Annotated in this window: 23 protein-coding genes and 1 tRNA gene; 7 read left to right on the forward strand and 17 right to left on the reverse strand. The window is 51.8% G+C overall.

What is annotated here, in order from left to right:
• Positions 1-3: 3 nt before the first annotated feature.
• The 13 genes from V2S86_RS10775 to V2S86_RS10835 all read right to left on the reverse strand — a co-directional run bounded on the left by V2S86_RS10775 (position 4) and on the right by V2S86_RS10835 (position 16,731).
• Positions 4-1,215 (reverse strand): hypothetical protein, encoded by a 1,212-nt coding sequence (locus V2S86_RS10775; RefSeq protein ID WP_330762399.1) that lies wholly within the window; start codon positions 1,213-1,215, stop codon positions 4-6.
• Positions 1,208-3,727: a type VI secretion system Vgr family protein gene (locus tag V2S86_RS10780; RefSeq protein ID WP_330762400.1), complete on the reverse strand. Its 2,520-nt coding sequence runs from the start codon at positions 3,725-3,727 to the stop codon at positions 1,208-1,210. Before V2S86_RS10780 ends, V2S86_RS10775 begins: the two co-directional genes overlap by 8 nt.
• A 651-nt stretch (positions 3,728-4,378) precedes the next feature.
• Positions 4,379-4,774, reverse strand: a complete 396-nt coding sequence (locus V2S86_RS10785; protein WP_330762401.1) for a hypothetical protein — start codon at positions 4,772-4,774, stop codon at positions 4,379-4,381.
• Positions 4,775-4,777: 3 nt separating this feature from the next.
• Positions 4,778-5,992: a hypothetical protein gene (locus V2S86_RS10790; protein ID WP_330762402.1), complete on the reverse strand. Its 1,215-nt coding sequence runs from the start codon at positions 5,990-5,992 to the stop codon at positions 4,778-4,780.
• Positions 5,985-6,542 carry a DUF2345 domain-containing protein gene (locus tag V2S86_RS10795; protein ID WP_330762403.1) on the reverse strand — a complete coding sequence of 186 codons (558 nt, stop codon included), beginning with the start codon at positions 6,540-6,542 and terminating at the stop codon, positions 5,985-5,987. The genes V2S86_RS10790 and V2S86_RS10795 overlap by 8 nt, the downstream gene beginning before the upstream one ends.
• A complete protein-coding gene (gene tssH / locus V2S86_RS10800) occupies positions 6,539-9,208 on the reverse strand; it encodes a type VI secretion system ATPase TssH (RefSeq protein WP_330762404.1) in 2,670 nt (889 codons plus the stop codon). The genes V2S86_RS10795 and tssH overlap by 4 nt, the downstream gene beginning before the upstream one ends.
• A 298-nt stretch (positions 9,209-9,506) precedes the next feature.
• Positions 9,507-9,998, reverse strand: a complete 492-nt coding sequence (hcp, locus tag V2S86_RS10805) for a type VI secretion system effector Hcp (protein ID WP_012006213.1) — start codon at positions 9,996-9,998, stop codon at positions 9,507-9,509.
• A gap of 3 nt (positions 9,999-10,001) precedes the next feature.
• Entirely contained in the window at positions 10,002-11,717 is a 1,716-nt protein-coding gene (locus V2S86_RS10810) for an OmpA family protein (protein WP_330762405.1), read from the reverse strand.
• Positions 11,714-12,403, reverse strand: a complete 690-nt coding sequence (gene tssL, locus V2S86_RS10815) for a type VI secretion system protein TssL, short form (RefSeq protein ID WP_330762406.1) — start codon at positions 12,401-12,403, stop codon at positions 11,714-11,716. The genes V2S86_RS10810 and tssL overlap by 4 nt, the downstream gene beginning before the upstream one ends.
• Positions 12,400-13,740: a type VI secretion system baseplate subunit TssK gene (gene tssK, locus V2S86_RS10820; RefSeq protein ID WP_330762407.1), complete on the reverse strand. Its 1,341-nt coding sequence runs from the start codon at positions 13,738-13,740 to the stop codon at positions 12,400-12,402. Before tssK ends, tssL begins: the two co-directional genes overlap by 4 nt.
• Before the next feature lie 16 nt (positions 13,741-13,756).
• Positions 13,757-15,304: a type VI secretion system contractile sheath large subunit gene (tssC, locus tag V2S86_RS10825; RefSeq protein WP_330762408.1), complete on the reverse strand. Its 1,548-nt coding sequence runs from the start codon at positions 15,302-15,304 to the stop codon at positions 13,757-13,759.
• A 34-nt stretch (positions 15,305-15,338) separates the two neighbouring features.
• Positions 15,339-15,836, reverse strand: a complete 498-nt coding sequence (gene tssB, locus V2S86_RS10830; protein ID WP_330762409.1) for a type VI secretion system contractile sheath small subunit — start codon at positions 15,834-15,836, stop codon at positions 15,339-15,341.
• A gap of 807 nt (positions 15,837-16,643) precedes the next feature.
• A tRNA-Ser gene (locus tag V2S86_RS10835) sits at positions 16,644-16,731 on the reverse strand.
• 228 nt (positions 16,732-16,959) lie between these two features.
• Here V2S86_RS10835 and yccA point away from each other — a divergent pair.
• Both yccA and tusE read left to right on the forward strand, forming a co-directional pair.
• Entirely contained in the window at positions 16,960-17,619 is a 660-nt protein-coding gene (yccA, locus tag V2S86_RS10840; protein ID WP_004942825.1) for an FtsH protease modulator YccA, read from the forward strand.
• A 111-nt stretch (positions 17,620-17,730) separates the two neighbouring features.
• Positions 17,731-18,060, forward strand: coding sequence for a sulfurtransferase TusE (tusE, locus tag V2S86_RS10845; RefSeq protein WP_004942823.1), 330 nt, complete (start codon positions 17,731-17,733; stop codon positions 18,058-18,060).
• Between the two features lie 3 nt (positions 18,061-18,063).
• Here tusE and yccX read toward each other — a convergent pair whose 3' ends face one another.
• Both yccX and V2S86_RS10855 read right to left on the reverse strand, forming a co-directional pair.
• Entirely contained in the window at positions 18,064-18,342 is a 279-nt protein-coding gene (gene yccX / locus V2S86_RS10850; protein WP_037419320.1) for an acylphosphatase, read from the reverse strand.
• A 118-nt stretch (positions 18,343-18,460) separates the two neighbouring features.
• On the reverse strand, positions 18,461-19,429 hold the full coding sequence (locus tag V2S86_RS10855) for an acyltransferase (protein ID WP_330762410.1): 969 nt from the start codon (positions 19,427-19,429) through the stop codon (positions 18,461-18,463).
• Between the two features lie 236 nt (positions 19,430-19,665).
• Here V2S86_RS10855 and rlmI point away from each other — a divergent pair, with 236 nt between their 5' ends.
• Together rlmI and hspQ are read left to right on the forward strand one after the other, a co-directional pair.
• Positions 19,666-20,856: a 23S rRNA (cytosine(1962)-C(5))-methyltransferase RlmI gene (gene rlmI / locus V2S86_RS10860; protein ID WP_330762411.1), complete on the forward strand. Its 1,191-nt coding sequence runs from the start codon at positions 19,666-19,668 to the stop codon at positions 20,854-20,856.
• 61 nt (positions 20,857-20,917) lie between these two features.
• Positions 20,918-21,235, forward strand: a complete 318-nt coding sequence (gene hspQ / locus V2S86_RS10865; protein ID WP_004942817.1) for a heat shock protein HspQ — start codon at positions 20,918-20,920, stop codon at positions 21,233-21,235.
• A 61-nt stretch (positions 21,236-21,296) separates the two neighbouring features.
• Here the strand turns inward: hspQ and V2S86_RS10870 are convergent, their stop codons facing one another.
• Complete coding sequence (locus V2S86_RS10870; protein ID WP_330762412.1) at positions 21,297-21,710, reverse strand: CoA-binding protein; 414 nt, start codon at positions 21,708-21,710, stop codon at positions 21,297-21,299.
• A 258-nt stretch (positions 21,711-21,968) separates the two neighbouring features.
• Here V2S86_RS10870 and V2S86_RS10875 point away from each other — a divergent pair, with 258 nt between their 5' ends.
• Positions 21,969-22,640 carry a DUF2057 family protein gene (locus tag V2S86_RS10875; RefSeq protein WP_330762413.1) on the forward strand — a complete coding sequence of 224 codons (672 nt, stop codon included), beginning with the start codon at positions 21,969-21,971 and terminating at the stop codon, positions 22,638-22,640.
• A 121-nt stretch (positions 22,641-22,761) separates the two neighbouring features.
• Entirely contained in the window at positions 22,762-23,220 is a 459-nt protein-coding gene (locus V2S86_RS10880) for a methylglyoxal synthase (RefSeq protein ID WP_006320716.1), read from the forward strand.
• A gap of 33 nt (positions 23,221-23,253) precedes the next feature.
• Here V2S86_RS10880 and helD read toward each other — a convergent pair whose 3' ends face one another.
• Positions 23,254-25,308 carry a DNA helicase IV gene (helD, locus tag V2S86_RS10885; protein ID WP_330762414.1) on the reverse strand — a complete coding sequence of 685 codons (2,055 nt, stop codon included), beginning with the start codon at positions 25,306-25,308 and terminating at the stop codon, positions 23,254-23,256.
• A 166-nt stretch (positions 25,309-25,474) separates the two neighbouring features.
• Here helD and V2S86_RS10890 point away from each other — a divergent pair, with 166 nt between their 5' ends.
• Complete coding sequence (locus tag V2S86_RS10890; RefSeq protein ID WP_330762415.1) at positions 25,475-25,927, forward strand: YccF domain-containing protein; 453 nt, start codon at positions 25,475-25,477, stop codon at positions 25,925-25,927.
• The last annotated feature ends 16 nt before the right edge of the window (positions 25,928-25,943 follow it).

Here is a 25,943-nt window from a genome sequence, read left to right on the forward strand (position 1 = left end):
TACCTATTTTAGTGGTTTAAATACCACCCCTCCAAAAACACTTCTCATTACATCTGATAATGCTAAATTTGACTTAACCTGATTTTTTACCTTGCCCCAAGAAAACAATTGTAATTGGACTAATTCATTTTCATTAGTCGCTAATGAAATGATCTCACTATGTTGTGTTTTTATAGGACCATCCCAAACAATCCAATGATTCTTAGCAGTGATAGCGGAGTCAAATCCATCTAGCATACCTGCTGATATCAAAGTAACAACTCGACAACCATTTTTAATATATTCATTAAGTATACTTAGATCTTTAAGATTCACGTGGGATAGCCCAACATTGCTAAACTCTTTTTCATAACCTGCACTTACAAACCATTCAGTAAGCCCTCCCCATAATGTGATCCCTGAAGCTTGATCATCAATTTCATCATAACTCAAAATGGAGTTATCAGAATCTCTCAAAGAAGCGAGCGTTATCCAATCGATCCCTTTTATTCGCTCTCCATAAGCATCATAAAAAGTTCCCGTAGGGTGCCGACAGCCACTACCTGGCACTATATTTAACGCACCTATTTTAGTTTTACCGTACAACCAAAGCTCATTAACTGCTTGTTTATAAACATCAGGCCTGTCCATCAGTAGGCAATAAAAGAATGATGCTGGTCCACACAGACTCGTATCCCCTTGGTTAGGATAACTACTGTGATTTATTCTTGATGCAAGTTGGCTTTCTATCTTTCTCTTATCGAAAGGATCATCAGCACTGCCGATAGGATATTTTTTTGCTATAAATGCTCTTTCGAGGCAGGTTATCTGTACACTATGAATGTTGTCATTCCCGTTATCACTCACGGGTTTTGTCTGTGCTTTAGTTTCAAAATAACAAACATTTTCTCGTTTATTTTTTGAGTATGCTTTCCCGGAGGCTATTTCACCCAGTGTATACATTTTTTTAGCCGGGGATGAAAGCACCGAAACCAGCTTACCGCCGTGTTTGCGGTATAAGTTAATTTCTACAATGTAGATCACTGACAAATCATCATCGGTCTCATTCGTATCATGAGGCTGAGTATAATAACTCGGATCTATTGGTTGTTGGGTCACTGACAGCAGAACATGCTTTTTATTATTGGCATCCGTTTTATATACATTAAGATCGTAAAACAGATTGGATACCGGAACATTCGATTCAACTTTTGTATAGATCTTATACTTAGGCATTAATAACTCCCGGCATCATATGCAAAAAAACATCCTGAGTCTGTGCAGAAGTAAACAGCGTCGTATACCCCTCACCATCACTAACGCCTTCCAGCACTGAGCCATCAGCCAAAAATGCCCTGTAAGGAGTATTCAGCATTGGTATTCCATTATCATCAGCACACAAATAACGAATATTGTGGCTGCCGTCGTCAATAGCATTGGCTAAAGGTGAAATATCAGGCTTATGCTGCGCTCTCGTCTGTCTGGCGTAGTGCCCTGCCCTTGTCCTGAAATCACCCATTGTCGCTGATTCAATGGCATTAACATCCAGAGTGATATAACTCCCTCCGCCATTTACCGTCAGCTTCTTCTTCGCGATGATTTTGATTTCATCTTCCGTGCTGACAATGCTGATCCCCTTTCGTGCCAGTAGATCCATCGTGTCGTTCTGAGCCTGCACTATTACTGGCCCCTGGTTTGCAATAAGCTTGATCCCCAGCTTACGAACAAACACGCTCAGGGCATTGCCGACCCCGATAAACAGATTTTTCACCACGCTGACGTCGGCATTCTTGCCCGCCGTGGCAATCAGGTTCTGGCCCGCCGATACCTGCAGGTGCTGTCCGCTGGTCATCGCCATACCCTCCGGCGCACTGAGCAACAGCACCGATTTTTTGAGGTCCATCAGCTGCTGTTCCAACAGTTTGATCTGCGCCTGGAGATCCGCCGGGTTCGCGGTGGCGGTCTGCGCATCATTCGACATGGCCGTCATCTGCTCCCGGGCGTCCCCCAGATTGCTGACCGCCGGTTGCATTTCCAGCACCTGGCCCTGCGCCTTTGCCTGACCGTCAGCGCTGATAAATATCCCTTTCTGTGCCCGTATCGCGCCCCAACTGTCGGTTCTGAGTTCAAAACCCTCGCCCCGTTTTTGCTTCTCGCTGTCGACGAGATGGCCGAGATTCAGCTGGCTCTTGCCGCCGTACTCCGTGCTGACCTTGATATGCTCCTGGCCCCGGCTGTCGTCGAGACGGATTTTGTTATTCGCCGGGGTGCGCAGCACGTTACGTTTATAGTTGCGAATGGTGACGTGGTCGCCGTGCGCGGAGTCGTGCAGCACGCCGGATATGTACGGCCTGTCCGGGTTGCCGTCTTCAAAACCAATCGCCACCTCGGTTCCCGCCAGCAGCGGCAGATGCAGACCATAAGTGTCGCCTGCATAGGGGCGGGACTGACGGACCCACAGGCTCTCGAATCCGGCCTCCCAGTTATCACGGTCAAACAGCATGTTGACGCGATAGCGGCCGTCTTTATCGATATGCCCGTAGGTGTCGTTTTCGGTGGTGCTGGTCACGCGGGCGGGCAATGTGCCCGCCATCACCGGACGCGCACCGGGTTCAGGGCGGAAGCCAAAATCGGTGCTGTCCGGGATACCGCTGCAATGCACCTCAAAATCTTTATCACGGCGGGCCGTGCTTTTCATCCCGGTGATGAGCACGCCCTGGCTGAACGCCTCCGCCACTTCATAGCCGCCGGTGACTTTCAGTACCTGCCCGGGCGCCAGTGTCGGGCAACTGGTGATGGCGCTCAGTTGGGTCTGGCCGTTCAGGTAGCGTTCGTGACGCACACGGGCATAAAACGCGCCGGACTCCGGAGCCGGGTTGCGGTCATAAGTGCTGCCCGGCGTCAGGTAGTTATCGGCATAGTGATAAGCCTCGCCATAGGTGGTGCTGTCGCCGCGGGTCGCATCCACCAGCATGTTCATGTCGTTGTTGGCCTGACGGTAGTTGTAATCGCAGGTGCTGACCTGCTTTTGCACCACATTGTGGTGGCTCTTCATCCCCCATACGGAATCCATGCCTTGCGAGTGCTGGCCCGATGGCGGTACCGACGGCAGAATCAGGCCGTTCTCGTAGCCCTGGCGGCTGTCGTAAAACTCCACCACATCGATGTTCAGGCGTGTGTCGGTGGTGAAACGGAACCAGATCCCCACCTCACCCAGCAGGCGGGTGATAAAGTGCAGGTCATCCTCGCCGTACTGCATTACCTGCTCACGGCGCGGGTACTCTTTTGAAAGCGAGAACAGAAAATCCTGGCCGCGCAGGTTGTGACGCTCGCGCAGGATTTTTTCCACAATTTGCGGAACGGACATGTCCTGATAAATAACGTTCTGGTGCGAGCGGTCGAGCAGCACCAGACGCGGCTGTAGCGTCAGGGCGTAATGGGTTTCATCTTTTGAGGTGCCGAGGCGTTCAAAACCGCTCACCACCCCCTGGAGAACCCGTACCGATTGCTGGATTTTAATGCCGTAACCCTGGTCTGCCGGGGCCTGTAGCGTCAAAGAGCCCGCTTTCATCAGCATCATTTCCTTGCTGATGGCGTGGTCGTTACTGGTGAACTCAATGCGGTAGCTGAACGGCTTGCTCAGGGCCTCGTTGCCTTCAAACGCCAGCACATCAAGTTCTGACTCACATCCTTTTATCACCAGCAAGTGGTGGTTATGGCTGAATCTTATCGGGGGATTACTGCTCATTGTATTCCTTCACATCGGCAGGAAGTTATGTCCTGAAAAACCAGACATGCATTAAGTGAGTTAATTACTGCTTGACCTTTATCGCATATTTCTTATAAAAGTCTTTACCGGAATGCATTGTGCCAAGAGTAAACCCAGAAACAGTGAGCGCTCCCCACATGGTAATACCGGAGACCTGATCATTCACTTCATCGTAACTCATAATGGAGTTTTCTGAATCTCTCAGCCCCGCTAACGTCATCCAATCCAGACCTGATATTGATTCTCTACCTCTATCATCATAAAAAGCCCCCCTAGGATGCCTACACCCATCCCCAGGTGATATCTCCAGATTGCCTATTTTTTTCCATGTAACCAGAGCTCAATCGTGGCTTGTTTATAAACATCCAGCCTGTCCATTTGTAAACAGTAAAAAAAGATACCGGACCGCACAAACTAGTCCCCCCTTGGTTAGGGTAACTGGCTTGATTTATTCTTGGCACAATCTGACTTTCGATCTTTATCCTATCGAATGGGTCATCTGGACTACCTGCAGGGTACTCTTTTGCAATAAAAGCTCTTTCCCGGCAGGTGATCTGCACATTATGTATATTGTCGTCACCATTGCTATCAACGGTTTTTTGGAACCATATTGTATATAATTATCCAAAGTTATTTAACCTCCAGTGAATAGGTTTTATTAAATCTACCGCTTTTGGTATACATAGAACCATATGTAACAAAAGAAATTGAAATCTTTACCAATCCTGATTTTGACGGCATACCTGAAATGGAAAGAAAATTGTATATAGGTAATCCATCCCTTCTTTTTTTATCAGAAATCACTTGCAACCCTATATCAGCAGGGTAAATATCTAGTTTAGTATTTTCTGCTGTTAGAAACTCTGGATTATCTTCCAAATTAGTTCCTATAATAATTTCTTGATTATAAGGCACCCCTACCTTTGCATCAGGTAACACTTCCCCTAATGGAGCAAAGTCAATTTTAGGTGAGGAGCATGAAACGATCAATAAAATAAATGAAAGAAGTATTAATCTACGGCACATAAATTACTTTATTGGTCTAAAAACCAACCCTCCAAATGTATGTTTCATAAAAACATCCAGATTAACATTATTCTTTAACTGGCTTTTAACCTTTCCCCACGAAAACAAGGTTAAATCCACCTTATCTAAAACGGATGTACTTGCAGATACTGACTTTCCATCATTACATCTAACTTGACTATCCCAGACTATCCAATGATTCTTCGATGAACTATCCCCAGGAAAATCTGATAACATGCCAGCAGAGATTAAACTTACTACTTTGAGCCCACTACTAATATAGTTGTTCAGACTTATAATATCGTTCACATTTGCATGCGAGAGGCTTATATTATCGAATATTTTCTCATAACCTGCCTTTTCGAACCATTCCGTCAACTTCCTCCACATTGTAATACCAGCCATCTGATCATCCACTTCATCGTAACTCATAATTGAATTTTCAGAATCCCTCAGGCTAGCCAATGTGATCCAATCCAGACCTGATACTGCTTCTCTACCGTAACCATAATAAAAACTACCTTTGGGATGCCTACACCCGTCTCCTGGTGAGATCTCCAAAGTGCCGATTTTTGTTTTCCCATGTAACCAGAGTTCAATCGCAGCTTGTTTATAAACATCCGGCCTGTCCATTTGCAAACAATAGAAAAATGATGCAGGCCCACACAAACTAGTCCCCCCTTGATTAGGATAACTGGTATAATTCATTCTTGATGCAATCTGGCTCTCGATCTTTTCTCTATCGAATGGATCATCTGGACTACCTACAGGATACTCTTTTGCAATAAAAACTCTTTCAAGGCAAGTGATCTGTATATTATGTATATTGTCGTCACCATTGCCATTAACGGGTTTTGTTTGCGCTTTAGTCTCAAAATAACAGACATTTTCTCGTTTATTTTTAGAGTATACTTTCCCGGAGGCTATTTCACCAAGTGTATACATTTTTTTAGCCGGGGATGAAAGCACCGAAATCAGCTTACCGCCGTGTTTGCGGTACAAGTTAATTTCTATAATGTAGATCACTGACAAATCATCACCAGTCTCATTCGTATCATGAGGCTGAGTATAATAACTAGGGTCTATTGGTTGTTGCGTTACTGACAGCAAAACATGCTTTTTATTATTGGCATCAGTTTTATATACATTGAGGTCGTAAAACAGGTCAGATGCTGGAACATTCGATTCAATTTTTGTGTAAACATTATACTTAGGCATTGATAACTCCCGGCATCATATGCAGCAACACATCCTGAGTCTGTGCGGAAGTAAACAGCTTCGTATACCCCTCACCATCACTAACACCTTCCAGTACTGAACCATCCGCCAAAGATGCCCTGTAAGGAGTATTCAACATCGGTGTCCCATTATCATCTGCGCACAAGTAGCGAATATTGTGGCCGCCATCGTCGATAGCATTCGCTAAAGGTGAAATATCAGGCTTATGCTGCGCTCGCGTCTGTCTGGCGTAATGTCCGGCTCTGGTCCTGAAATCGCCCAACGTCGCTGATTCAATGGCATGAACATCCAGAGTGATATAGCTCCCGCCACCGTTCAGGGTCAGCTTCTTCTTCGCGATAATTTTGATTTCATCTTCCGCGCTGACAATGCTGATACCCTTTCGTACCAGTAGCTCCATCGAATAGTTGAACGGCTTGCTCAGAGCCTCGTTGCCTTCAAATGCCAGCACGTCAAGTTCTGACTCACATCCTTTTATCGCCAGCAGGTGGTGGTTATGGCTGAATCTAATCGGGAGACTGGTGCTCATACGCGCTCTCCTTGTGTACGGTCAAACTCCAGCACTATCCCTTCCTCCTCACACCAGCCAAGACGTAACGACTGTGGTTTCTGTTTTGCAGCCATGCGAGTCAGCAACTGCTGGCTCAGCACCGGCAAAATTTGCTGGTTGAGCAGGCTGTCGACGTTACGCGCGCCGGTATCCGGCAGCAGGCAGGCGACGGTGAGGGCGTCGTACAGGTTCTCTTCGATATGCGTGGTCAGGCCGTAGTGACGGTGCAGGCGTTTGCTGACCTGTTTGAGTTTCATTTCAACAATGGTGCGCATCGCGGGCTCACTCAGCGGGCGGTAAATCACCGACTGGAAGCGCGCCAGCAGTGCAGGCTGGAAGTGGTCACGCAATATCGGGCGCAGCAGTTCGTGCAGGTCGCCTTCGGTGGCTTCCGGCTGTTGATCCAGCAATTGCATGATGGGGTCGCTGCCGAGGTTGGAGGTCATCAGGATCACGGTGTTACGGAAATCAATTTCGCGCCCTTCGCCGTCACGCATAAAACCCCGGTCAAACACCTGATAGAACAGATTCATGACGTCGCGGTGCGCTTTTTCCACCTCGTCGAGCAGCACTACGCTGTACGGGCGTTTACGCACCGCTTCGGTCAGAATGCCGCCCTGACCGTAACCGACGTAGCCCGGTGGGGAGCCCTTCAACTGGGAAACGGTATGAGGCTCCTGGTATTCGGACAGATTGATGGTGATAAGGGATTTCTCACCGCCGTATAGCACATCCGCCAGTGCCAGCGCGGTTTCGGTTTTACCTGTGCCGCTCGGGCCGACCAGCAGGAACACGCCCTGCGGACCATTCTCCGAGGTAAGGCCGGTTTTTGCGGCGCGCAGGCGCTGCGCAATGACGTTGAGCGCCACATCTTGCCCTACAACGCGTTTGCCGATTTCCGCTTCCAGACTCAACAGTTCAGTCTGCTCGTCCTTCATCAATGAAGAGAGCGGGACACCGGTCCAGTCGGCAATCACATTGGCCACGGTGCGAATGTCCACATCCACCTGAACCAACGCCTCATCCCGTTGCAGGTTTTTCAGCTGTTGCTGCAGGTCGTGGATGTCGGCCTGGCGGCTGCAACCCTCTGAGTGACAAGCCTGACGGCAAACCATCAGTTGCTCTGCCAGTGCTTTTTCTTCGCTAAAACGTTGATCTAGCGTGCAGATATCCGCATCCAGCACAAGGCACAATTTTTCAATCCCGGCCAATCGCTCACTATGGGAATGACCGCCGACAGCGATATCTTCCAGTAAGGCCTGCTCTTCCAGAACCAGTGCAATCCGCTGCGCTTTCAGACGGGTAATTTCTTCAGGTACGGTATCGAGGCTCATGCGCACGCGGGCGCTTGCGGTGTCGAGCAGGTCAACTGCCTTGTCCGGCAATTGACGGCCGGTCAGGTAGCGGCGAGAGAGCGTGACTGCGGCTTTAACTGCGTCATCGGTGATATGCACACCATGGTGTTCGGCATAGCGGGATTTCAGGCCACGCAGCATCAGGCAGGCGGTCTCGTCGTCCGGCTCGTCGACTTTCACCATCTGGAAGCGACGCTCAAGCGCAGCGTCGCGTTCAAAATACTGTTTGTACTCGCTCCAGGTGGTGGCAGCGATGGTTCGCAGTTCGCCGCGCGCCAGCGCCGGCTTCAGCAGATTAGCCGCATCCGCACCGCCCGCCTGGTTACCCGCCCCAATGATGGTATGGGCTTCGTCGATAAACAGCAGGACGGGCGTCGGCGACTGCTGTACCGCATCGATCACGTTTTTCAGGCGCTGCTCAAATTCACCTTTCACACCGGCACCCGCCTGCAACAGACCCAGGTCGAGGGTGCGCAGGCTGACGGTTTTCAGGCTGTCCGGAACATTGCCTTCAGCGATACGCAGCGCCAAACCTTCCACCAGCGCCGTTTTACCCACACCCGGTTCGCCGACCAGTATCGGGTTGTTCTTGCGACGACGTGAGAGAATATCCACCATCTGGCGGATTTCGGTATCGCGGCCAAATACCGGGTCGATTTTGCCCTCACGTGCTTTAGCGGTGACGTCGAGGGTGAATTTATCCAGTGCGTTCTGTAGCGCAGGTTTGAGTTCGCCTTCTTTTCCCTCAGTACCCACCGGGCGACCGACAAACTCCACCTCACTGCCGTGACGTTGCGCCAGGACCTCGTCCTGCTGGACTTCCGGGCGTTCGTCGGACTGCGCATCCAGCAACGGACGCAGGCGCTCCAGTTGGCTCTGGCCCAGCGTCAGCAACGGCCACAGACCATCACAACGTGCCAGTTTCGGTTTATCCAACAGCGCCATCAGCAGATGGGCACTGCGAATGTGTTCTTCACCTGCCAGTGACGCCCGCATCCAGGCGTCCTGCATCAGGGTCTGGATATTGTCAGATAACTGGGGCCGGTGGCATACAGAGCGCGGCAGGTTATCCAGCCAGCCGAGTAAATCCTGCCACAGAGCGTCCATATCCCACTCATAACGGCGCGCCAGCACCGTCAGGTCACCCTCGCCCTGCTCCAGCAATTTCAGCAGCCAGTGCTCCGGCAGAATTTCGGCGTGGGCACGGGTCTGGCACAGGCTGGCTGCACCTTCTAACGCACGGGCACAGTAAGGATTAAGGCGACGTAACAAGGCGGCTGAATTTTCCATAATTCTCTCTCTTTATCGGTTCCCAGGCACGCTACCGCCCATCGCTATTTCCTGTAAAAGGAACCTAAAGCGCATAAGGTCAGGTGGGCAGATTGTGTTTTTCTTTGCTGAATGCCCGCACGGCAGACACTCAGCAAAAAACTGCGGACAGGTCTCCCCGTCCGCACGGGCTGTTACCCTAAATAATTCGTGCTGCAGGAAGGCGGCAAGTTCGTGCATCCCCGGGAGCATAGATAACTATGTGACAGGGGTAAGCGAACGCAGCCAACGCACGTGCGGCGCGAAGTATGACGGGTAACTAGGCAGTGGCGCGTTCGTTCCACGAATCGGAATGAATGATGTTGCCGTCTTTGTAGGTCCAGGTGATTTTTTCGTAACGCAGCTCAAGCTGTTCGAGGTGATTGTGTTTCTCGTAAGCCGGGTCTTTCACGTCATGCATCACCGGATTCACCTTCACCACCTTCACGTTTTCCAGCTTGGTGTTGAAGTACTCCACTTCCTGACCGGCGTCGTTGATTTTGTACCACTTGAATTCAGCGGATTTCAGGGTCTGACCGGTGGTCACTGCCTTGTACAGATACGGGCTGGAAGAGTCGATTTCCTTGGTGAACAGGAACGGGGTGTGAATACGGGTGCCGGTCAGCTTGCCGGTGTTGTTATCGGTCGGGATATACAGGTTGTGTTGCTGCGCCACCACTTCGATGCTGCCCTCGCGGTCTTTAACATCTACAGACCCTTTAATGTCCGCGCCGCCGTCGTCTTTCAGCCAAAGATAAACAGGAATTGCCATGGTTTACTTCTCCATTTCGTTTTTTGATACGTCACCATCCAGTGATGACGTCGGGGTGTTGCCCGGTATCCGGCAGGCATCTGCCTGAGGTACCAGACTGATTTCGACACGCCGGTTAAGCGCACGGCCTTCCGGAGTGTCATTCGTTGCAACCGGCCGACTTTCGCCATAGCCCTGCACCGCAAAACAACTTTCCGGCACATCGCCGGTATCACGCATCCAGTCGCGTACTGCTGCGGCACGTTTCTGGGAAAGCGTCTGATTGAGTGCTGGATTGCCGGTGTTATCCGTGTGGCCTGCCACCACAATCAGCCAGCCCGGCTTGGCTTTGATGCCCAGCAGGGAGTTAATGAGCATTTTGGTAGAGCCCGCCTTCAGCACGTATTTGCCGGAATCGAACAGCGACATGCTGTCGAGACGCACAATTTTCGGGGCCGGTATGGGTTTTGGCTGTGGTTTAGGCGGCGGTGGTGGAGGTACATAGGAACGGATCGCATCCAGCACCGGCATACGCAGACGCTCGCCCTGATACAGGCCGAGGCTCATCCGGGCCGGTACGCCATTACGCGCCTGGTCATCCAGTTGCGCGGCATCCTCTCGCAGGACCGCGACGGCATCGGCTTTCGGGCCGTAATCATCCATCGGGATACGGTCATACCGGGCAATATCGAAGCTCACACGGTGCAGCAGTTGGCGATTGTTCCAGCCACTGCTGACCAGCGCCGCAATGGCCGCCAGAGTGAAGATCCCGAGTGCACAGCGCCAGGCACGCCCCCGCGAGGTTAATCCCCGCCCTTCCGGCAGCAACGGCAGGACAAAGTCCGGGAAGGGTGATATCACCGTACTGTCCGTTCCCACCGGCTGCCAGCCCGTCACCTGCTGCATGGCGGTGTGACGGGACAACCACGCCGTCCAGGCCGATGACGCCAGGCTCCCGGCAAGGATAGGGCCCATTCCCCACAGTATCGCTGTAGGTGCAATGGCCGGAACATCGGGGTTCTCATCCAAAAAGACGGCTTTGACGTGCTGATGGAACCAGCTCATCAGGCTGTTAATCAGCACCTGATGCTGCATCGCAGGCGTTCCGCCGGTGGTGACCCATGCGGCGATAGAGCTCGGTGCTGAAGACTCACGCCAGACCCTCACCCCTTCCCCCGGGATAGCCGCCTGCCAGAGCAGATCATTCGTCATCGCGCTGCCAACCTGACCATTCAGAACCAGCGGCACGGAATGCCCGATATCCTTACGCAACTGGCTGATTTGCCAACGCAGAGTCAGCAGGCGGCTGGTCAGTGCTTCGCAGTCAGCGTGCTTCTGCGGGCAGACACTGATCATCACCGACAGCTGACGCCCCCAGTCAGGGCGCTGCCACAGTACCTGTCGGGCCACCTGTTCCAGGCTCTGGTGGTTTTCTACCCGGATCCAACACCCCTGAGTGACAGTCAGCACCGGTAACGGTTCCGGCCAGGCCTGCGGCAGATCGCCGCAGACCAGCACCACCGGCTGGCGATATGTCGCCTCCGGGAGACCTTCCAGACTCAGGGTGACGTCGTGCTGAACACGACGGCCGGCGACGTACCAGGACGCCGCAATCAGCCCCAGAGCAACCAGAAAAACAAAAACGGACACCAGCCGGGATGCAGGCAGAAAAACCAGGCAGACCACTGCACTCAGCAGGACGGCCCACAGCGCAAGCCCGCGCTGTTGTGCTGGACTCATTTCACGGCTCCCGGCAACAGGGTCAACAGCATCTGATCGAGCCAGTTGCTCAGCCCCCACCATAGGGCGGCGACCGCAATCACGCTCAGGCCAATACGCACGGGCCATGACGCCAGCCATCCCCCCATTCCACGCCCGGCACGGCTTTCCGCCAAGACAGGATGGGTTTGTGGATAGCTGAAGGTCGGGACATGTTCACTGAGTGCGCTGACGAGTTTCTGGCGCTCCGGGTCGTTAAGTGAGCGGAAACTGCCGAGAAATCCCAGCATCATGACCCGCTGAAAGCAGGTCACGACAGCCTGGTCAGGAGCCGGTTCACGCAGCACATCGCGCATCCGATCGCACAGGGTGTCACCGGCATCCATGGTGCCGAGGAAATGCCCCTGCAGCGGAATGTCATACCACTGTACGCAGGCATCATCTTCCACGCCGCGACCTTTGACCGCCTCGTCGAGCAGCGCACACTGTGCAGTGAGAATATGCTGACAGCTGGCCTCATCGAGTTCGTTCGCTTTCAACTCACGCTGCACACGCTCGACATCAGCAATACAGCGCTCCCACAGCTTGCGTCCTTCCCCGTCCTGGAATTTCGGGCCGTGGCGCAGGCTGATGACCTGCAGCCAGGTGTCTTGCAGCAGGGCATCGATATCAATGGACGCGGCTGTCCCGCGTTGACGCTCACTCATGTTCTCAGTACCGCAAAGAGTTCGAGCTCCGGCTCACCAAGCATGCCCGGGACATAAAACATGCAGTTGCCGCTGTCGAGCATGTCAGTTGCCAGGGGATGGGAGACATCGAGGCTGAAATATTGGTTCTCCAGACGCAGCGGAATGGCCGCCGGCACGTGGCGCAGCGGTGTCAGCGGAACCCCGACGCGTGAGGAGTTCACGATACCCCTGACATGATCCGGGCTTCCCACTTTGCACTGACGCGGGAACTGCTCCTGCAGCTGCGCCACCGGCATCGGGGAGCGCACCGACAGGTAGTAGTCGGCACCTTCACGCAGACGGGGATCGTGCAGACGTGCCTGCCAGAAGTGCAGCCGCTTATCGTGCTCAAGCTCAATGGACACCACCCGTGACGGCAGGCTCGCTTCCAGCAAGTCGCTCAGTAAATCAAACAGCGGTGGGAAAACGGCATTCAGTTGCTCGTGCTGATAGGCCGGTATCGCACTCACCTGATGTTCCAGGGAGAAGGTCAGCAAACTGCCGGCCAGACGGGACAGTTCGGTATGAAGGCGTTCTGCCGGGCTCTGCAGATTGCGCTGGAACTGACCCAGCACCGGCTCAGCACTGTTGAGGGCATTCAGCAGCCAGAAGAGAGACACGTCAGCCACCGCAAAATCCGCCATCCGCTCATTGCTTTCGCGGCGCATGGCCATCAAACGGGCCAGACGGGCGCGCAGTTGGGTCATCAGCTGTTCGAGTTGAGTCGCCAGCCAGTGGCTGCTCTGTACGGTCAGCAGCGGCGGAAGAAAGCTGTCATCAAGCCGCCAGACGCCCTGCAAATCCTGCTGCAGACGGGCCACCGGGCAGGTCAGATAATCACTGTTGTTCTGATGGGCAAAGCGCAGCGTCAGTTCCGGCTGCATCACCGCTATCTGGCGGGTGTCTTCACCAAACTGGTTACGCACGTCCCGCCAACGCTGACGGAAACGCACCGGACGATCGGCTACCTCATCAGGTTTCAGGCAGTTACCGCCATTCGCCCGCAGCAGAGGCAGAGCCAGTAGCACCACCACATCATGCGATTCGCTGTCCAGTGACAGAACCGGGGGCAACGCATCGGCATTATCCGTATCGATAAGTGTCCCGTCCTGGAAACGGACATGCAGCTTATGGGCCTGCAGACGACCGAGCTTCAGTGCGCCCGGTTCAAAGGCAGACTCAATCATCCCCCAGGGATGATTGAGTCCCATTCGGGCAATGCATTCCGCAGACCAGGTCGCATACGCGGCCTGTTGCTGGAAATGCTGGGGAGAGATCATGATGCCCCTGCCCCATAACGGTTGTTCCGTTTTCATCGGCTTCCTGCCTTATTTAGGCTTTCGCTTTCGGCATCTGGGAAACCAGCGACAGATTCACGTCCATACCTTCCACCTGGAAATGCGGTACGGCATACAGCTTCACGCGGAAGAAACCCGGGTTGTCCTCGATATCTTCCACGATGACTTTCGCATCGCGCAGCGGGTGAGACGCCTGCAGGTCGTCGCCCGGATCGGTCATTTCTGTCACCAGGCTACGCACCCAGGTATTGAGTTCCAGTTCCAGTAGTCGACGGTCCTTGGTGGTGCCGATATTTTCACGCTGAATAAGCTTCAGGTAATGCGCAATACGTGACAGCAGGAAGATATACGGCAGACGCGCGTTGATGCGGCTGTTGGCCGTCGCATCGGCGGTGTCATACAGCGCCGGTTTCTGGGTGGAGTTGGCGGAGAAGAAACAGGAATAATCACGATTTTTGTAGTACGACAGCGGGATAAAGCCCAGGTTGGCGAATTCAAATTCGCGAGTTTCCGGGATCATCACCTCACTTGGGATCTTCACCTGATTGCCGGTGCCCAGATCGTACAGATGGATAGGCAGGTCCTGAACGGCACCACCGGCCTGCGGGCCACGGATTTGTACACACCAACCGTTGTTGATGAAGCTGCGCACCATGTTGGCGGCAAACGCAAAGGAGGCGTTGGTCCACAGGTATTTATCGTGATCCGGGCCTTTCACTTCTTCGACGTAGTTGAAGCTGCGTACCGGCACGGTGTCCGGGCCGTACGGCAGGCGGCCCAGCACGCGCGGTATCACCAGGCCGATATAGCGGGAGTCATCCGTCTCGCGGAAGGATTTCCATTTGATGTATTCGGCCCTGTCGAAGTAGTTGCCGATATCTTTAATCGCCGCCACGTCTTCCATATTGTCTTTGAGGAAAAACTTAGGTCCAGCCGAGCCGATAAACGGCATATGAGCGGCAGCGGAGACTTTGGAGATATTGCGCAGCAGCGCCACGTCCTGGGCAGACGCATCAAATTCATACGCGGAAATCAGTGCGCCAATAGGTTCGCCACCCGGGGTGTCGTACTCATCGATATAGGTATGTTTATACAGTCCGCTCTGAATGATTTCCGGTGCGTCCTCGAAATCCTGACGCAGGTCGTCTTTCGAGAGGTCAAGCAGCTCGATTTTGACGTTCTGACGGAAATCGGTTTTATCCACCAGAGATTTGGCACCACGCCACAGCGATTCAACACGCTGAAATGCCTCATGATGCATGACCGCATCCAGTTGGCGGCTAATCTGATAATCAAGCTCCGCGATATGGTGGTCAATCAGGGTTCTGTCCAGCTTCTCGATTTTTGAACCCGATTTAGTCAGGCATTGCAGAAAGACCTGCATACCGGCCGTCAGCCGCTCATCCGCCGTGGCATCGGACATTGCCTGGTTATCCTGCCAGATATCCAGTGCACTCAACTCGGAGACCGGACTTAAGTTGATTTTCTCAAACAGGGAAGCATACACACCGCTCGCTTCCGGACGCTCCTGCACCACGTTCTCACCGCCAGCGGTATTCTCATTTTTTACAGACATCAGCATTTTCTCTTCGTTAATCCGTTAAACATCGCGACCGTTATGCTTGCTTCGGTGCCAAAGCAGACAGCTCGCGGCGCAGTTCAGCGCTAAGCGCCGGGTCGAGCAGGATTTTTTCCAGCTCTTTGCGGAAAGCCTGGTTATCCAATAGGTTGGCTTTCAGGTCGCGGAGGAGATTGCGCATGGCAAGCATGGCTTTAAGCTGAGGGATCTGGCGAGCTACCTGTTCCGGCGTGAAATCGTTCATCTCACGGAAAGTCAGGCTGACGGTATCGAAGCTGCCGTCACCGGCCAGGGTATTTTCAACGGAAAGATTTACAGAGGGAGAGAATTCGGCCAACACGCTGTCAAAATTGTTTTTATTAACGTTGACCTTTTCACGCTCAGACACCGGACGTTGTTCCGTACCGTGACTGTAATCCCCCACCACCATCAGCTTGAGGGGCAATTCGGTTTTCTTCTGAGCACCACCGGTGTGCAGATCGAGTTTTATGTTGACGCGAGCTTTGGGGATCTCGGACTGGTAGGAGTTAGACATAGCTATCCCTGTTCTATGGAAGAATAGAAATGGTCAATGCCACTGAGAAATTAATAAGAAAGACTTACCCTGTCAGAACAACATCCCGGCTTACGTCATCCAACGCAAATCAAAATCCGGGGTCAAAAGCGGGTACATTCCCTTCACCAGCTAGCATGACACAGTATTTAGGCCTCTATCTGAAAAGTGAAAATTTCAGAAAAAAACCTATTGATTGAAGTGTAAAAACATTAACCAAGTGATGGAAAATTAACATTTGTAACCAAATGTTACATTCATGTGATTTAACAAAAATAGATCATCAATATGATTTATAAGAACTTTCTGACAAAAACTCTTTCAGGCCGCACAGCGCAAGGCTGAATGATAAATGATCAAATTGGCTTGAGTTTAAAAATTGAACAGGGTTAAGCCGGAAGTGAGAAATTTCCGATTTTGGACTTTTTTCGAAAAATGAGACATTGGCGCTCCCACCTTGTCCTTTCATTGAAGGGGAAAACAAAAAACATTCTCATTACTTATGACTCTTAAAAACTCCATTAAACAAGGCTTATAGTTTCGTACCTAAATAAGCTTGAATCTACGGCTGGGGGAGCCCAACCAATGCCCGCAGGCGGTGTTTGAGAGCAGCATTGTCAATGTGTTGAAAGATGTGTTTCTGAATTATAAAAAACAATTAGTCGTGTAAATCAGTTAAGGGGGTTCACAAAGAGGTTGCTCAGTAGCGAGGGAAACGGAAGGAAGGTGTTTCAGTGTACCAGATACAAAAAACCCCGCGCTCGAATAAGAGCACGGGGTCAGAATGTATGGCGGAGGAGCAGAGATTCGAACTCTGGAACGGTTTCCCGTCGACGGTTTTCAAGACCGTTGCCTTCAGCCACTCGGCCACCCCTCCGCAACGAGCCGAACTATAAACAGAGCCGATCCGCTTGTAAAGCCCATTACCGTTCAACCGAACGAAAAAACAGCGACTGGCGCGCGAACGTTGAAGAAACCGCCACCGTTCGCTCAGGGTTGCAGCAATGATAACTAACGGTAAAGATTGGTAAACAAACTTTAATCAAACGCTTGCGCTGCCTATCATCGGAACTAATTTTGTGATGACCTGATAAGAGAGATCATTATGGACCGTATTGTCGTCTCATCCTCCTCGCGCGACTCGTTGCTCAGCACGCATAAAGTTCTGCGCAATACCTACTTCCTGCTTTCGTTAACGCTGGCGTTTTCCGCGCTGACCGCGACTGCCAGCACCATGCTGGGGCTACCGGCACCGGGCTTGTTGCTGATGCTGGTCGGGTTCTATGGCTTGATGTTCCTGACCCACAAACTGGCGAACAGCCCGGCGGGTATCCTGGCAGCATTTGCGCTGACCGGTTTTATGGGGTACGCGCTGGGTCCAATCCTCAGCTCGTTCATTAATACCGGGGCCGGCGATCTGATCATGTTGGCGCTGGGCGGCACCGCCGTGGTGTTCTTCTGCTGTTCAGCCTATGTGCTGACTACGCGCAAGGATATGTCGTTCCTGTCCGGGATGATGATGGCGGGCTTTGTGGTGTTGCTGGTTGCGGTAATCGCTAACCTGTTCCTGCAAATTCCGGCCCTGCATCTGGCGATCAGTGCGCTGTTCATTCTGTTCTCCGCCGGCGCAATCTTGTGGGAAACCAGCAATATCATCCACGGCGGCGAGACCAACTACATCCGCGCCACCGTCAGCCTGTATGTGTCGCTGTACAACATGTTCATCAGCCTGTTAAGCATTTTGGGCTTCGCGCGCAGCAACTGAGCCAACGCTTGCTAAACACTCAAACCCCGCCTCGGCGGGGTTTTGTTTTTTGCGACAACCAAAAATTTGTTAAACTGGCGGACGTTCTGAATCATTCGTTATCGAGGCAGTATGTTGGAGTTTGAAGGCCAGATTATTGAAACTGATGCGCAAGGTTACCTGAAAAACAGCGCTGACTGGCATGAGGGCCTGGCGCCGCTGTTGGCTGCGCAGGAAGAGATAACGCTAAGCGAGGCGCATTGGGAAGTGGTGCGCTTTGTGCGCAATTTTTACCAGGAATTTAATACTTCACCGGCAATCCGCATGCTGGTGAAAGCCATGGCGCAAAAATACGGTGAAGAGAAAGGCAACAGCCGTTACCTGTATCGCCTGTTTCCAAAAGGCCCGGCCAAACAGGCAACCAAAATCGCCGGCTTGCCAAAACCGGTAAAATGCATCTAAACGTTAATAGCGAATACTGAAACCCTGGTAATCGGCCGTGCCGCGGGGCTCTACCAAAACGCGATCGACACGTGCGCTGCGCGGGCCCCCCTTCTTCAGCCATTCCACCAGTTTATCCACCTGCGGTTGTTCACCGCAGGCCACCACTTCGACGCTGCCGTCATCAAGATTGCGCGCATAACCGCTTAACCCCAACGCCGTCGCCTGATGCTGGGTGTTATAGCGAAACCCCACCCCTTGCACCACGCCATAGACATACGCAGCAATGCAAACTTGTGTCATTTTCGTCTCCTTCCGACGCCCTTCAAATATATAAGCATAGAAGACCGACAAATTTTAGAATGGGGACAATGCAGGAAGGTAACATCAGGCCGAGTCCATTCAGCCATATAATTCACATTTACTTATCGGACAGCCACTTGGCACGTTCGCCATAAAAATAAGAATCCAAAAATCGGCTTTTTCCTCGCAGCAAGATGAAGCAAAGTATCAATGCAATGATAGCGGTTACGACACCGATGTAAAAATTAGGCGTCTCTGCCTCAAAAAACATCCCAATAATGAGAATTGGGAGTACATGCCAGAGATAAATAGGTAGCGACACCTGCCCCATTTTCACCAGAACATTATCGGTCTCCAGGCTAATGTTTTTGCACAAACCAAGTAACATGCAAAGTAACGATGCGTTAAAAATAAACCATAACGCCGCATCGTGCAGAGTTCCATTCGCAGTGTAGTAACTCAGCACACCTGAAACCAGTACTACAGGAAGGAATATCAACGGTTTTATCTGTAAAGAACGGTCGGCAATGCAGAACCCCAACAGGAAAAACGAATAGTAATAATAGAATCGTTTATCCCCAATAAATTTCAATAACGCATATTTATCCTCCATCACATCTGCATAGCAATACCACCACACGGACAGTACGGTGGACAGCAACAGAAATACCCCCAGAGCAAAACTGTTGCGATAGATCAAAAAGGTATAAATCACGAAAATAATCACCGCGGGGATATACCACAGATGATAATAAGGATACAAAATTAACCCTATTATCGTTTTCGCACTGATCCCATCAGACTCATAGGCCATATATAAAGCATATGCGCTATAGATAACGAATGCCAACAGGTAAGGAATAATCATCCTCCATTGGTATTTTTTTAATATACTTACTATGCCAGCATCAAGAAAATAGCGTCGAATAAAGTAACCCGTTACCCCCAAAAACAACGGCATATGGAAAAAGTAGATCGCACCGCGCAGCCCAACGTCAGCACTCCCGGGCAACACATGCCCGATGATCACAAGTAAAATAAGAGTTCCTTTCAATAAATCGAATGATAAATCTCTTTTCTTCGACATGTAAACTACATCCTAAACGATTCGATGAATGGGAAATAAAGTAGTTAATAACAGAAGAATAGGTGACTTTTGTCAATGCGAAAGAACCTAAAGCTTACAAAAAAATTACAAAAAAAATACAAAAATCAGATTAATCTCACATCGTATAAAGCCGCTCAAAGAGATTTAGAATTGCATTTTTGCGACCGCAGCCAGACAATGGCGCTCATTTTTCTTAGCTGGCAGCATTCTTGATTATGACCGTACGCCTGTTTCTCGCCAAAGGACGTGAAAAGTCCTTACTCCGTCGCCACCCATGGGTATTCTCCGGTGCCGTTCAACGTATTGAAGGTAAAGCTCTTTCTGGCGAAACCATTGATATTCACGACGCCCAGGGCAAATGGCTGGCGCGCGGTGCCTACTCGCCGGAGTCGCAAATCCGCGCCCGTGTCTGGACATTCCAGCAGGACGAAGAGATTAACATCGATTTCTTTGTCCGCCGCTTGCAGCAGGCACAAAACTGGCGTGATTGGGTTGCGAAACGTGATGGGCTGGATGGTTATCGCCTGATTGCCGGAGAATCCGATGGTATGCCAGGCGTTACCATAGATCGCTTCCAGAATTTCCTGGTCCTGCAATTGCTGTCCGCAGGTGCCGAATACCAACGCGCGGCGCTGATTACCGCCTTGCAGCATTGCTATCCTGAATGTGCAATCTACGATCGTTCAGACGTAGCGGTACGTAAAAAAGAAGGTTTGCCGTTGGCCCACGGGCCGGTGCTGGGCGATCTTCCCCCTGCTTTGCTGCCAATTACCGAGCACGGCATGAAGCTGTTGGTGGATATCCAGCAAGGCCATAAGACCGGTTTTTACCTCGATCAGCGCGACAGCCGCCTGGCGGCACGTAATTATTCCGCCGGCCGTCGCGTACTCAACTGTTTCTCCTACACCGGTGCCTTTGCCGTTTCAGCTCTGATGGGCGGTTGTTCGCAGGTGATCAGCGTAGATACATCGCAAGCAGCGCTGGATATCGCCAAGCAGAACGTCGAACTGAATCAGTTGGACCTGAGCAAAGCTGAATTTGTGCGCGACGACGTATTCCAGTTGCTGCGTGCCTACCGTACGCAGGGCGAAAAATTCGACTTGATCATTATGGATCCACCGAAGTTCGTCGAAAACAAAAACCAACTGGCCAGTGCCTGCCGCGGTTATAAAGATATCAATATGCTGGCGTTGCAGTTGCTCAATCCGGGCGGCATTTTGCTCAGTTTCTCCTGCTCCGGCCTGATGCCAACCGATTTGTTCCAGAAAATTTTGGCCGACGCCGCTGTAGATGCCGGGCGTGATGTACAATTTATAGAGCAGTACCGTCAGGCTGCCGATCACCCGGTTATCGCAACTTATCCTGAAGGGTTGTACTTGAAAGGGTTTGCGTGCCGAGTGATGTAACTTGAAATACGCTGCTTTGCCCTCATATAGAGAGCAAAGCACTGTTTCTCAGGAGGTCATCATGATTGCCAGCAAATTCGGCATCGGACAACAGGTTCGGCATAAGTTGCTGGGGTATTTGGGAGTGATTATCGATATCGACCCTGAATACTCCCTCGAGCAGCCCAAAGCTGATGAGATAGCGGCGAATACCGATCTGCGGTTCGCCCCTTGGTACCACGTGGTGATGGAAGACGAAGAAGGCCAACCGGTACATACCTACCTGGCAGAAGCCCAGTTGGATGGTGAAGCCCAGGACGCCCACCCTGAACAACCCTCGCTGGATGAATTGGCGGAATCCATCCGTCACCAGTTACAAGCGCCACGCCTGCGCAACTGATGCGTAATGGCCTGAGAAACTCGCCTTAAAGGCCTGACGCGATGTCAGGCCTTTATTTTACTCAGCGCTCTAGACCCAGACGCGGGATTTCGATTTTAGGGCAACGATCCATTACCACCTTAAGCCCCGCTTCGTTCGCCAATGCCTCTGCCTGTTCATTAATCACGCCGATTTGCAGCCACAACGCCTTGGCACCGATGGCAATAGCCTCTTGCGCCACTGCGTATGCAGCCTCTGAATTACGGAATACGTCAACCATATCGATCGGGTGGGGAATATCCGCCAGTTTCGCATAAGCCTGCTGGCCCAGGAGCGCCTGCCCCGCCAGCTTGGGGCTAACCGGTGTCACCTGGTAGCCCTGTGAAAGCAAATAGGCCATCACGCCAAAGCTGGCGCGCGCCGGATTATCACTGGCACCCACCAGCGCAATGGTTTTCACCTGTTGCAGCAGGCCGGCAATTTCGTTGTCTTGCATTTTCCGCTCCCAATAGTTGACAGGGATTCCCCTATGATGAGTGTAACTCATTGACCTTGAATCGACGAAACGCGATACCCCGGAAACTCCCTGCCACTTTTGCGGTCTGATGCTGTCACTGCCAACATTCATTCGGCGAATGATGTCAAAATAAATATAAATGTGTATATTTGTAAATAAAATGCGCCATCGAAAAATTCTGACACATTACAGGGTGTATTCGACACTAATAGCGATGCCACTTATAAGGAGATAACGATGAAATTTGGTCTGATGGTTGCGGGGCTGCTCAGCATCAGTATCAGCATGCCTGCCGTAGCTACGACCCTGAGACTCTCCTCTGATATCGACCTGCTGGTGGTTGATGGCAAGAAAATGACGGGTTCGTTGCTAAAAGGCGCCGACAGCCTGGAGCTGGATGGCGGGCAACATCAGTTGCTGTTTAAAGTCGTCAAGTCCGTTCGCTCGGGCCAGCATGAGCTAACGGCCTATTCCTCCCCACCGCTTATCGCCACCTTCAATACGCAGAATGTCAGCTCCGTAGCCATTGAGTTGCCACGCATTGAGAATGTGCGTGATGGCCAGATGTTTGATAAAATGCTTAATTATCAGGTTATTGATAAAAAAGGTACCGCGTTGGCGATGAGACACGACGTGCTGCACCCCGATGGCGTGACGCTCAATGTTGATCTGGAAAAACTGATGGCAGATTACAACAGCCAGAATCGCCCAGCCTCGGTGCCGTCCTTCGCGCAGGTTCGTGCAGGTACGTCGGCCTCCCCACTGGGCAACACGACATTAAACTCCCCCACGGTGACGTTGAAGGGTGAAAACGTTTCCGAACAAATGCTGCAATACTGGTTCCAACAGGCGGATAAAGACACCCAAAAACGTTTCCTGCAGTGGGCCAATAAGCAGGCTGCCCATTAGAATGAGTGGTGTCTTTTATACAAAGGCACGCTTTCTTCGCATTTTCCGGTGTAAACGCTAGGCAGTGAAAAACAGTTTAAGTAATCTGTCGCACATCCCCCGATTAGCGAAGGACATCGAGATGGAATTTACTACCCGCACTATCGCCGCGCGCAAACACATTGCATTGGTGGCACACGATCACCGCAAGCAAGCCCTGCTCAAGTGGGTTGAAGACAATAAATCCGTATTGGAGCAGCATCAGTTGTACGCCACCGGCACCACCGGCAACCTGATCCAGCGGGCCAGTGGCATTCCGGTACAAAGCATGCTGAGCGGCCCGATGGGCGGCGATCAGCAGGTCGGCGCACTGATTGCGGAAGGTAAAATCGATATGCTGATTTTCTTCTGGGACCCCTTAAATGCGGTACCCCATGATCCGGACGTAAAAGCCCTGCTGCGCCTGGCAACAGTATGGAACATTCCCGTCGCCACCAACCGCTCCACCGCAGATTTCCTGATTGATTCTTCGCTGTTTAAAAGCGAAGTGGAAATCGCCATTCCAGATTATCAGCGTTATTTGCAGGATCGCCTGAAGTAGCGATTGCGGCCTGGCAAACACCAGGCCCTGAACTTAAGGTTTTTTCTGCAGCGGCACGCCGAGATCCTGCAAATGCTCAACGAACACCGACGGACGTTCGCGATCCTGCAATAGCCAGACCTGATGCTTAGCGCGCGTCAGCGCCACATACAGCAAACGCCGCTCCTCTGCATCCGGGAAATCTTCCGGTTGGGGCAACAAGACATCCTCCAGTACCGACTCACGCGCTACCGCCGGGAAACCATCGTTGCCTTCGTGCAAACCGGCGATGATCACATATTCCGCCTGCTGCCCTTTGCTGGCGTGAATCGTCATAAATTCGAGGGTCAGTTTTGGCCACCGAGTCGCCGCTTTCGACAACACTTCCGGTTTCAGATGGTGATAACGCGCCAGCACCAGAATGCGCTCATCCGGTTTGGCATAACCGCTCAACTTGTCGAGCAGATTCTCCAGTTGCTCATGCGGTAAAATTACCACCGATTTCTTGTTGCCTTTACTCAGGCTGTTCAACGGTTTTTTTAACTGGTGTGGATTCTGTTGTACAAAGCGGTTTGCCACCTCACCAATACGTTCATTGAAACGATAAGTGGTATCGAGCGCACACTGGGCACCTTCGCCAAAGTTTTCGGCAAACGCCGTGGTTAGCGTCAACTCCGCACCGCTAAAGCGGTAAATAGCCTGCCAATCATCACCCACCGCGAACAGGCAAGTTTGCTTATTTTGCTTGCGTAGCGCTGCCAGCAACTGGGCTCGCTGCGGCGAAATATCCTGGAACTCATCCACCAGGATGTGCTTCCACGGGCTGACAAAACGCCCTTTTTCCAGAATATGGACCGCCTGATGGATAAGGCCGGAGAAATCCACCGCCCCTTCATCTTTCAGCGCGCTTTTCCAGGCTTTCAGCAACGGTGCCATCAGGCGAATGCGTTTTGAAAACAGGTCACGAATCTCTTCATCCGCCTGTTCGATCATTTCCGCCTGGCTGCCACCGTGCATACGCATCAGTCCCAGCCAACGTTCAAGCCGGCCGGCCAACCGATCGGCCAGGCGTTTATCCTGCCAGAAGTCGCCTTCGGGCACGTCCCATTCCAGCTCCTCAATCAGCCACTGACGCCATCCTTTGGCCTGCGTTTTTTTCTCTGCACACTGTTGCTGCCAATGGGTAATCAATAAAGCACGCCGGGCCTTGCTGTCGGTTTCCAACTTGCTGATGGCAGGTACCTTGCGGTTGCCCTGTTGAATGATCTGCAGCGCCAGCGCGTGAAAAGTCTTGGCTTGAATCGCCACGCTGCCCAGACGCTCCTGAATACGCTCATTCATCTCTTCCGCTGCCTGGCGACCAAACGCCAACAGCAGTATCTGCCCGGGGTCAGCCTCCTGACGGCGTAACAGCCAGCCGGCTCGCGCCACCAGTACCGAGGTTTTTCCGCTGCCGGCGCCCGCCAGAACCAGCACCGAGTCTTCACCGTTGACCACTGCACGACTTTGCGAGTCATTCAACGGTGAACTTTCGATAGTCTGGAAGAAATCGTGATATGTCTCCAGCATGCGCTCTGTCCACTGTTGATTACGCTGCCCCACACTGCGCAGCCCGTGCTGCAACCATTGCTGACATAGCAGGTAATCATCCCGACAGTTGTCGAACTCATCCAACCGCGCTACCGGCATTGGCAAGGCGCCAAACGACTGCCGGATCTGCTGCTGCAATTTGCCCAGTTCAGACTTTTTGAACCACTTGTCCTGCTGTTCAATACGTTGGATATGTTCTACCTGCTGTTGTAAAACGCCGGCGCTGATTTCGCTCATCTCGGCGCTCCATTGCTGCCAGGCCTGTTGCAGGTAATGGTAGAAACGCTGAGTTTCTTGCCATTCGGTACCATGCAGACGTACCACTTTTTCATCGGGCAGCTCAAATTCCAGCTCGCCCCAGACGATGCCACGCTTGCATCTGACTTGAATCAACTGATTGAAAGGAATCAGATATTCATGCTTTTCACCGCTCACCTCAACCCCGGCGTGCAGCAACCGCACGCGGTTATAAGGATGCTGAGCCAGGTGTTTCCCCAGCGATGTCGCTTTAAGTTCCATATCGGCGCGCCATGACTATGTTGAGATTAAATAACGGATATCTGCCAGTTTACCTGTGATAAGCAGTGGCACTCTAGCGCTAAAAAAAGGGTAGAATAGATTTTGCGTTTTGATACCAAACGCAACCGCTTCGCGGTTTGGCCATCATTAGAGCAGAATGACGACTATGCGTACTGTACTGAATATTCTTAATTTTGTGTTGGGCGGTTTTTTCACTACCTTTGGCTGGCTGGTCGCAACGGCGTTCAGCGTGATACTGATTATTACCCTGCCCCTGACCCGCTCATGCTGGGAAATCACCAAATTATCGTTTCTGCCTTTCGGCAACGAAGCCATTCACGTTAATGAACTGTATCCGGAAAAAAGCAACGCGCTGCTTTCTGCCAGCGGTTCACTGCTGAATATTGTCTGGCTGATACTTTTCGGTTGGTGGTTGTGCCTGTCCCACATCGCCGCCGGCATTGTGCAGTGCGTGTCGATTATTGGCATCCCTGTTGGCATTGCCAATTTCAAAATCGCCGCCATCGCACTGTGGCCGGTGGGTCGCCGCGTGGTATCGGTTGAGATGGCTCAACAAGCCAGAACTGAAAATGCCCGGCGTCAGTATCAACAGCGTTAATTTTTTCTCCGTCTGA

Source organism: Serratia sp. C2(1) (assembly GCF_036352655.1).
GTDB lineage: Bacteria > Pseudomonadota > Gammaproteobacteria > Enterobacterales > Enterobacteriaceae > Serratia > Serratia inhibens.

Coding starts and splice junctions, on each gene's coding strand:
- V2S86_RS10775 (WP_330762399.1), bottom strand. CDS start 1,215: ATGCCTAAGTATAAGATCTATACAAAAGTTGAATCGAATGTTCCGGTA.
- V2S86_RS10780 (WP_330762400.1), bottom strand. CDS start 3,727: ATGAGCAGTAATCCCCCGATAAGATTCAGCCATAACCACCACTTGCTG.
- V2S86_RS10785 (WP_330762401.1), bottom strand. CDS start 4,774: ATGTGCCGTAGATTAATACTTCTTTCATTTATTTTATTGATCGTTTCA.
- V2S86_RS10790 (WP_330762402.1), bottom strand. CDS start 5,992: ATGCCTAAGTATAATGTTTACACAAAAATTGAATCGAATGTTCCAGCA.
- V2S86_RS10795 (WP_330762403.1), bottom strand. CDS start 6,542: ATGAGCACCAGTCTCCCGATTAGATTCAGCCATAACCACCACCTGCTG.
- tssH (WP_330762404.1), bottom strand. CDS start 9,208: ATGGAAAATTCAGCCGCCTTGTTACGTCGCCTTAATCCTTACTGTGCC.
- hcp (WP_012006213.1), bottom strand. CDS start 9,998: ATGGCAATTCCTGTTTATCTTTGGCTGAAAGACGACGGCGGCGCGGAC.
- V2S86_RS10810 (WP_330762405.1), bottom strand. CDS start 11,717: ATGAGTCCAGCACAACAGCGCGGGCTTGCGCTGTGGGCCGTCCTGCTG.
- tssL (WP_330762406.1), bottom strand. CDS start 12,403: ATGAGTGAGCGTCAACGCGGGACAGCCGCGTCCATTGATATCGATGCC.
- tssK (WP_330762407.1), bottom strand. CDS start 13,740: ATGAAAACGGAACAACCGTTATGGGGCAGGGGCATCATGATCTCTCCC.
- tssC (WP_330762408.1), bottom strand. CDS start 15,304: ATGCTGATGTCTGTAAAAAATGAGAATACCGCTGGCGGTGAGAACGTG.
- tssB (WP_330762409.1), bottom strand. CDS start 15,836: ATGTCTAACTCCTACCAGTCCGAGATCCCCAAAGCTCGCGTCAACATA.
- yccA (WP_004942825.1), top strand. CDS start 16,960: ATGGACCGTATTGTCGTCTCATCCTCCTCGCGCGACTCGTTGCTCAGC.
- tusE (WP_004942823.1), top strand. CDS start 17,731: ATGTTGGAGTTTGAAGGCCAGATTATTGAAACTGATGCGCAAGGTTAC.
- yccX (WP_037419320.1), bottom strand. CDS start 18,342: ATGACACAAGTTTGCATTGCTGCGTATGTCTATGGCGTGGTGCAAGGG.
- V2S86_RS10855 (WP_330762410.1), bottom strand. CDS start 19,429: ATGTCGAAGAAAAGAGATTTATCATTCGATTTATTGAAAGGAACTCTT.
- rlmI (WP_330762411.1), top strand. CDS start 19,666: ATGACCGTACGCCTGTTTCTCGCCAAAGGACGTGAAAAGTCCTTACTC.
- hspQ (WP_004942817.1), top strand. CDS start 20,918: ATGATTGCCAGCAAATTCGGCATCGGACAACAGGTTCGGCATAAGTTG.
- V2S86_RS10870 (WP_330762412.1), bottom strand. CDS start 21,710: ATGCAAGACAACGAAATTGCCGGCCTGCTGCAACAGGTGAAAACCATT.
- V2S86_RS10875 (WP_330762413.1), top strand. CDS start 21,969: ATGAAATTTGGTCTGATGGTTGCGGGGCTGCTCAGCATCAGTATCAGC.
- V2S86_RS10880 (WP_006320716.1), top strand. CDS start 22,762: ATGGAATTTACTACCCGCACTATCGCCGCGCGCAAACACATTGCATTG.
- helD (WP_330762414.1), bottom strand. CDS start 25,308: ATGGAACTTAAAGCGACATCGCTGGGGAAACACCTGGCTCAGCATCCT.
- V2S86_RS10890 (WP_330762415.1), top strand. CDS start 25,475: ATGCGTACTGTACTGAATATTCTTAATTTTGTGTTGGGCGGTTTTTTC.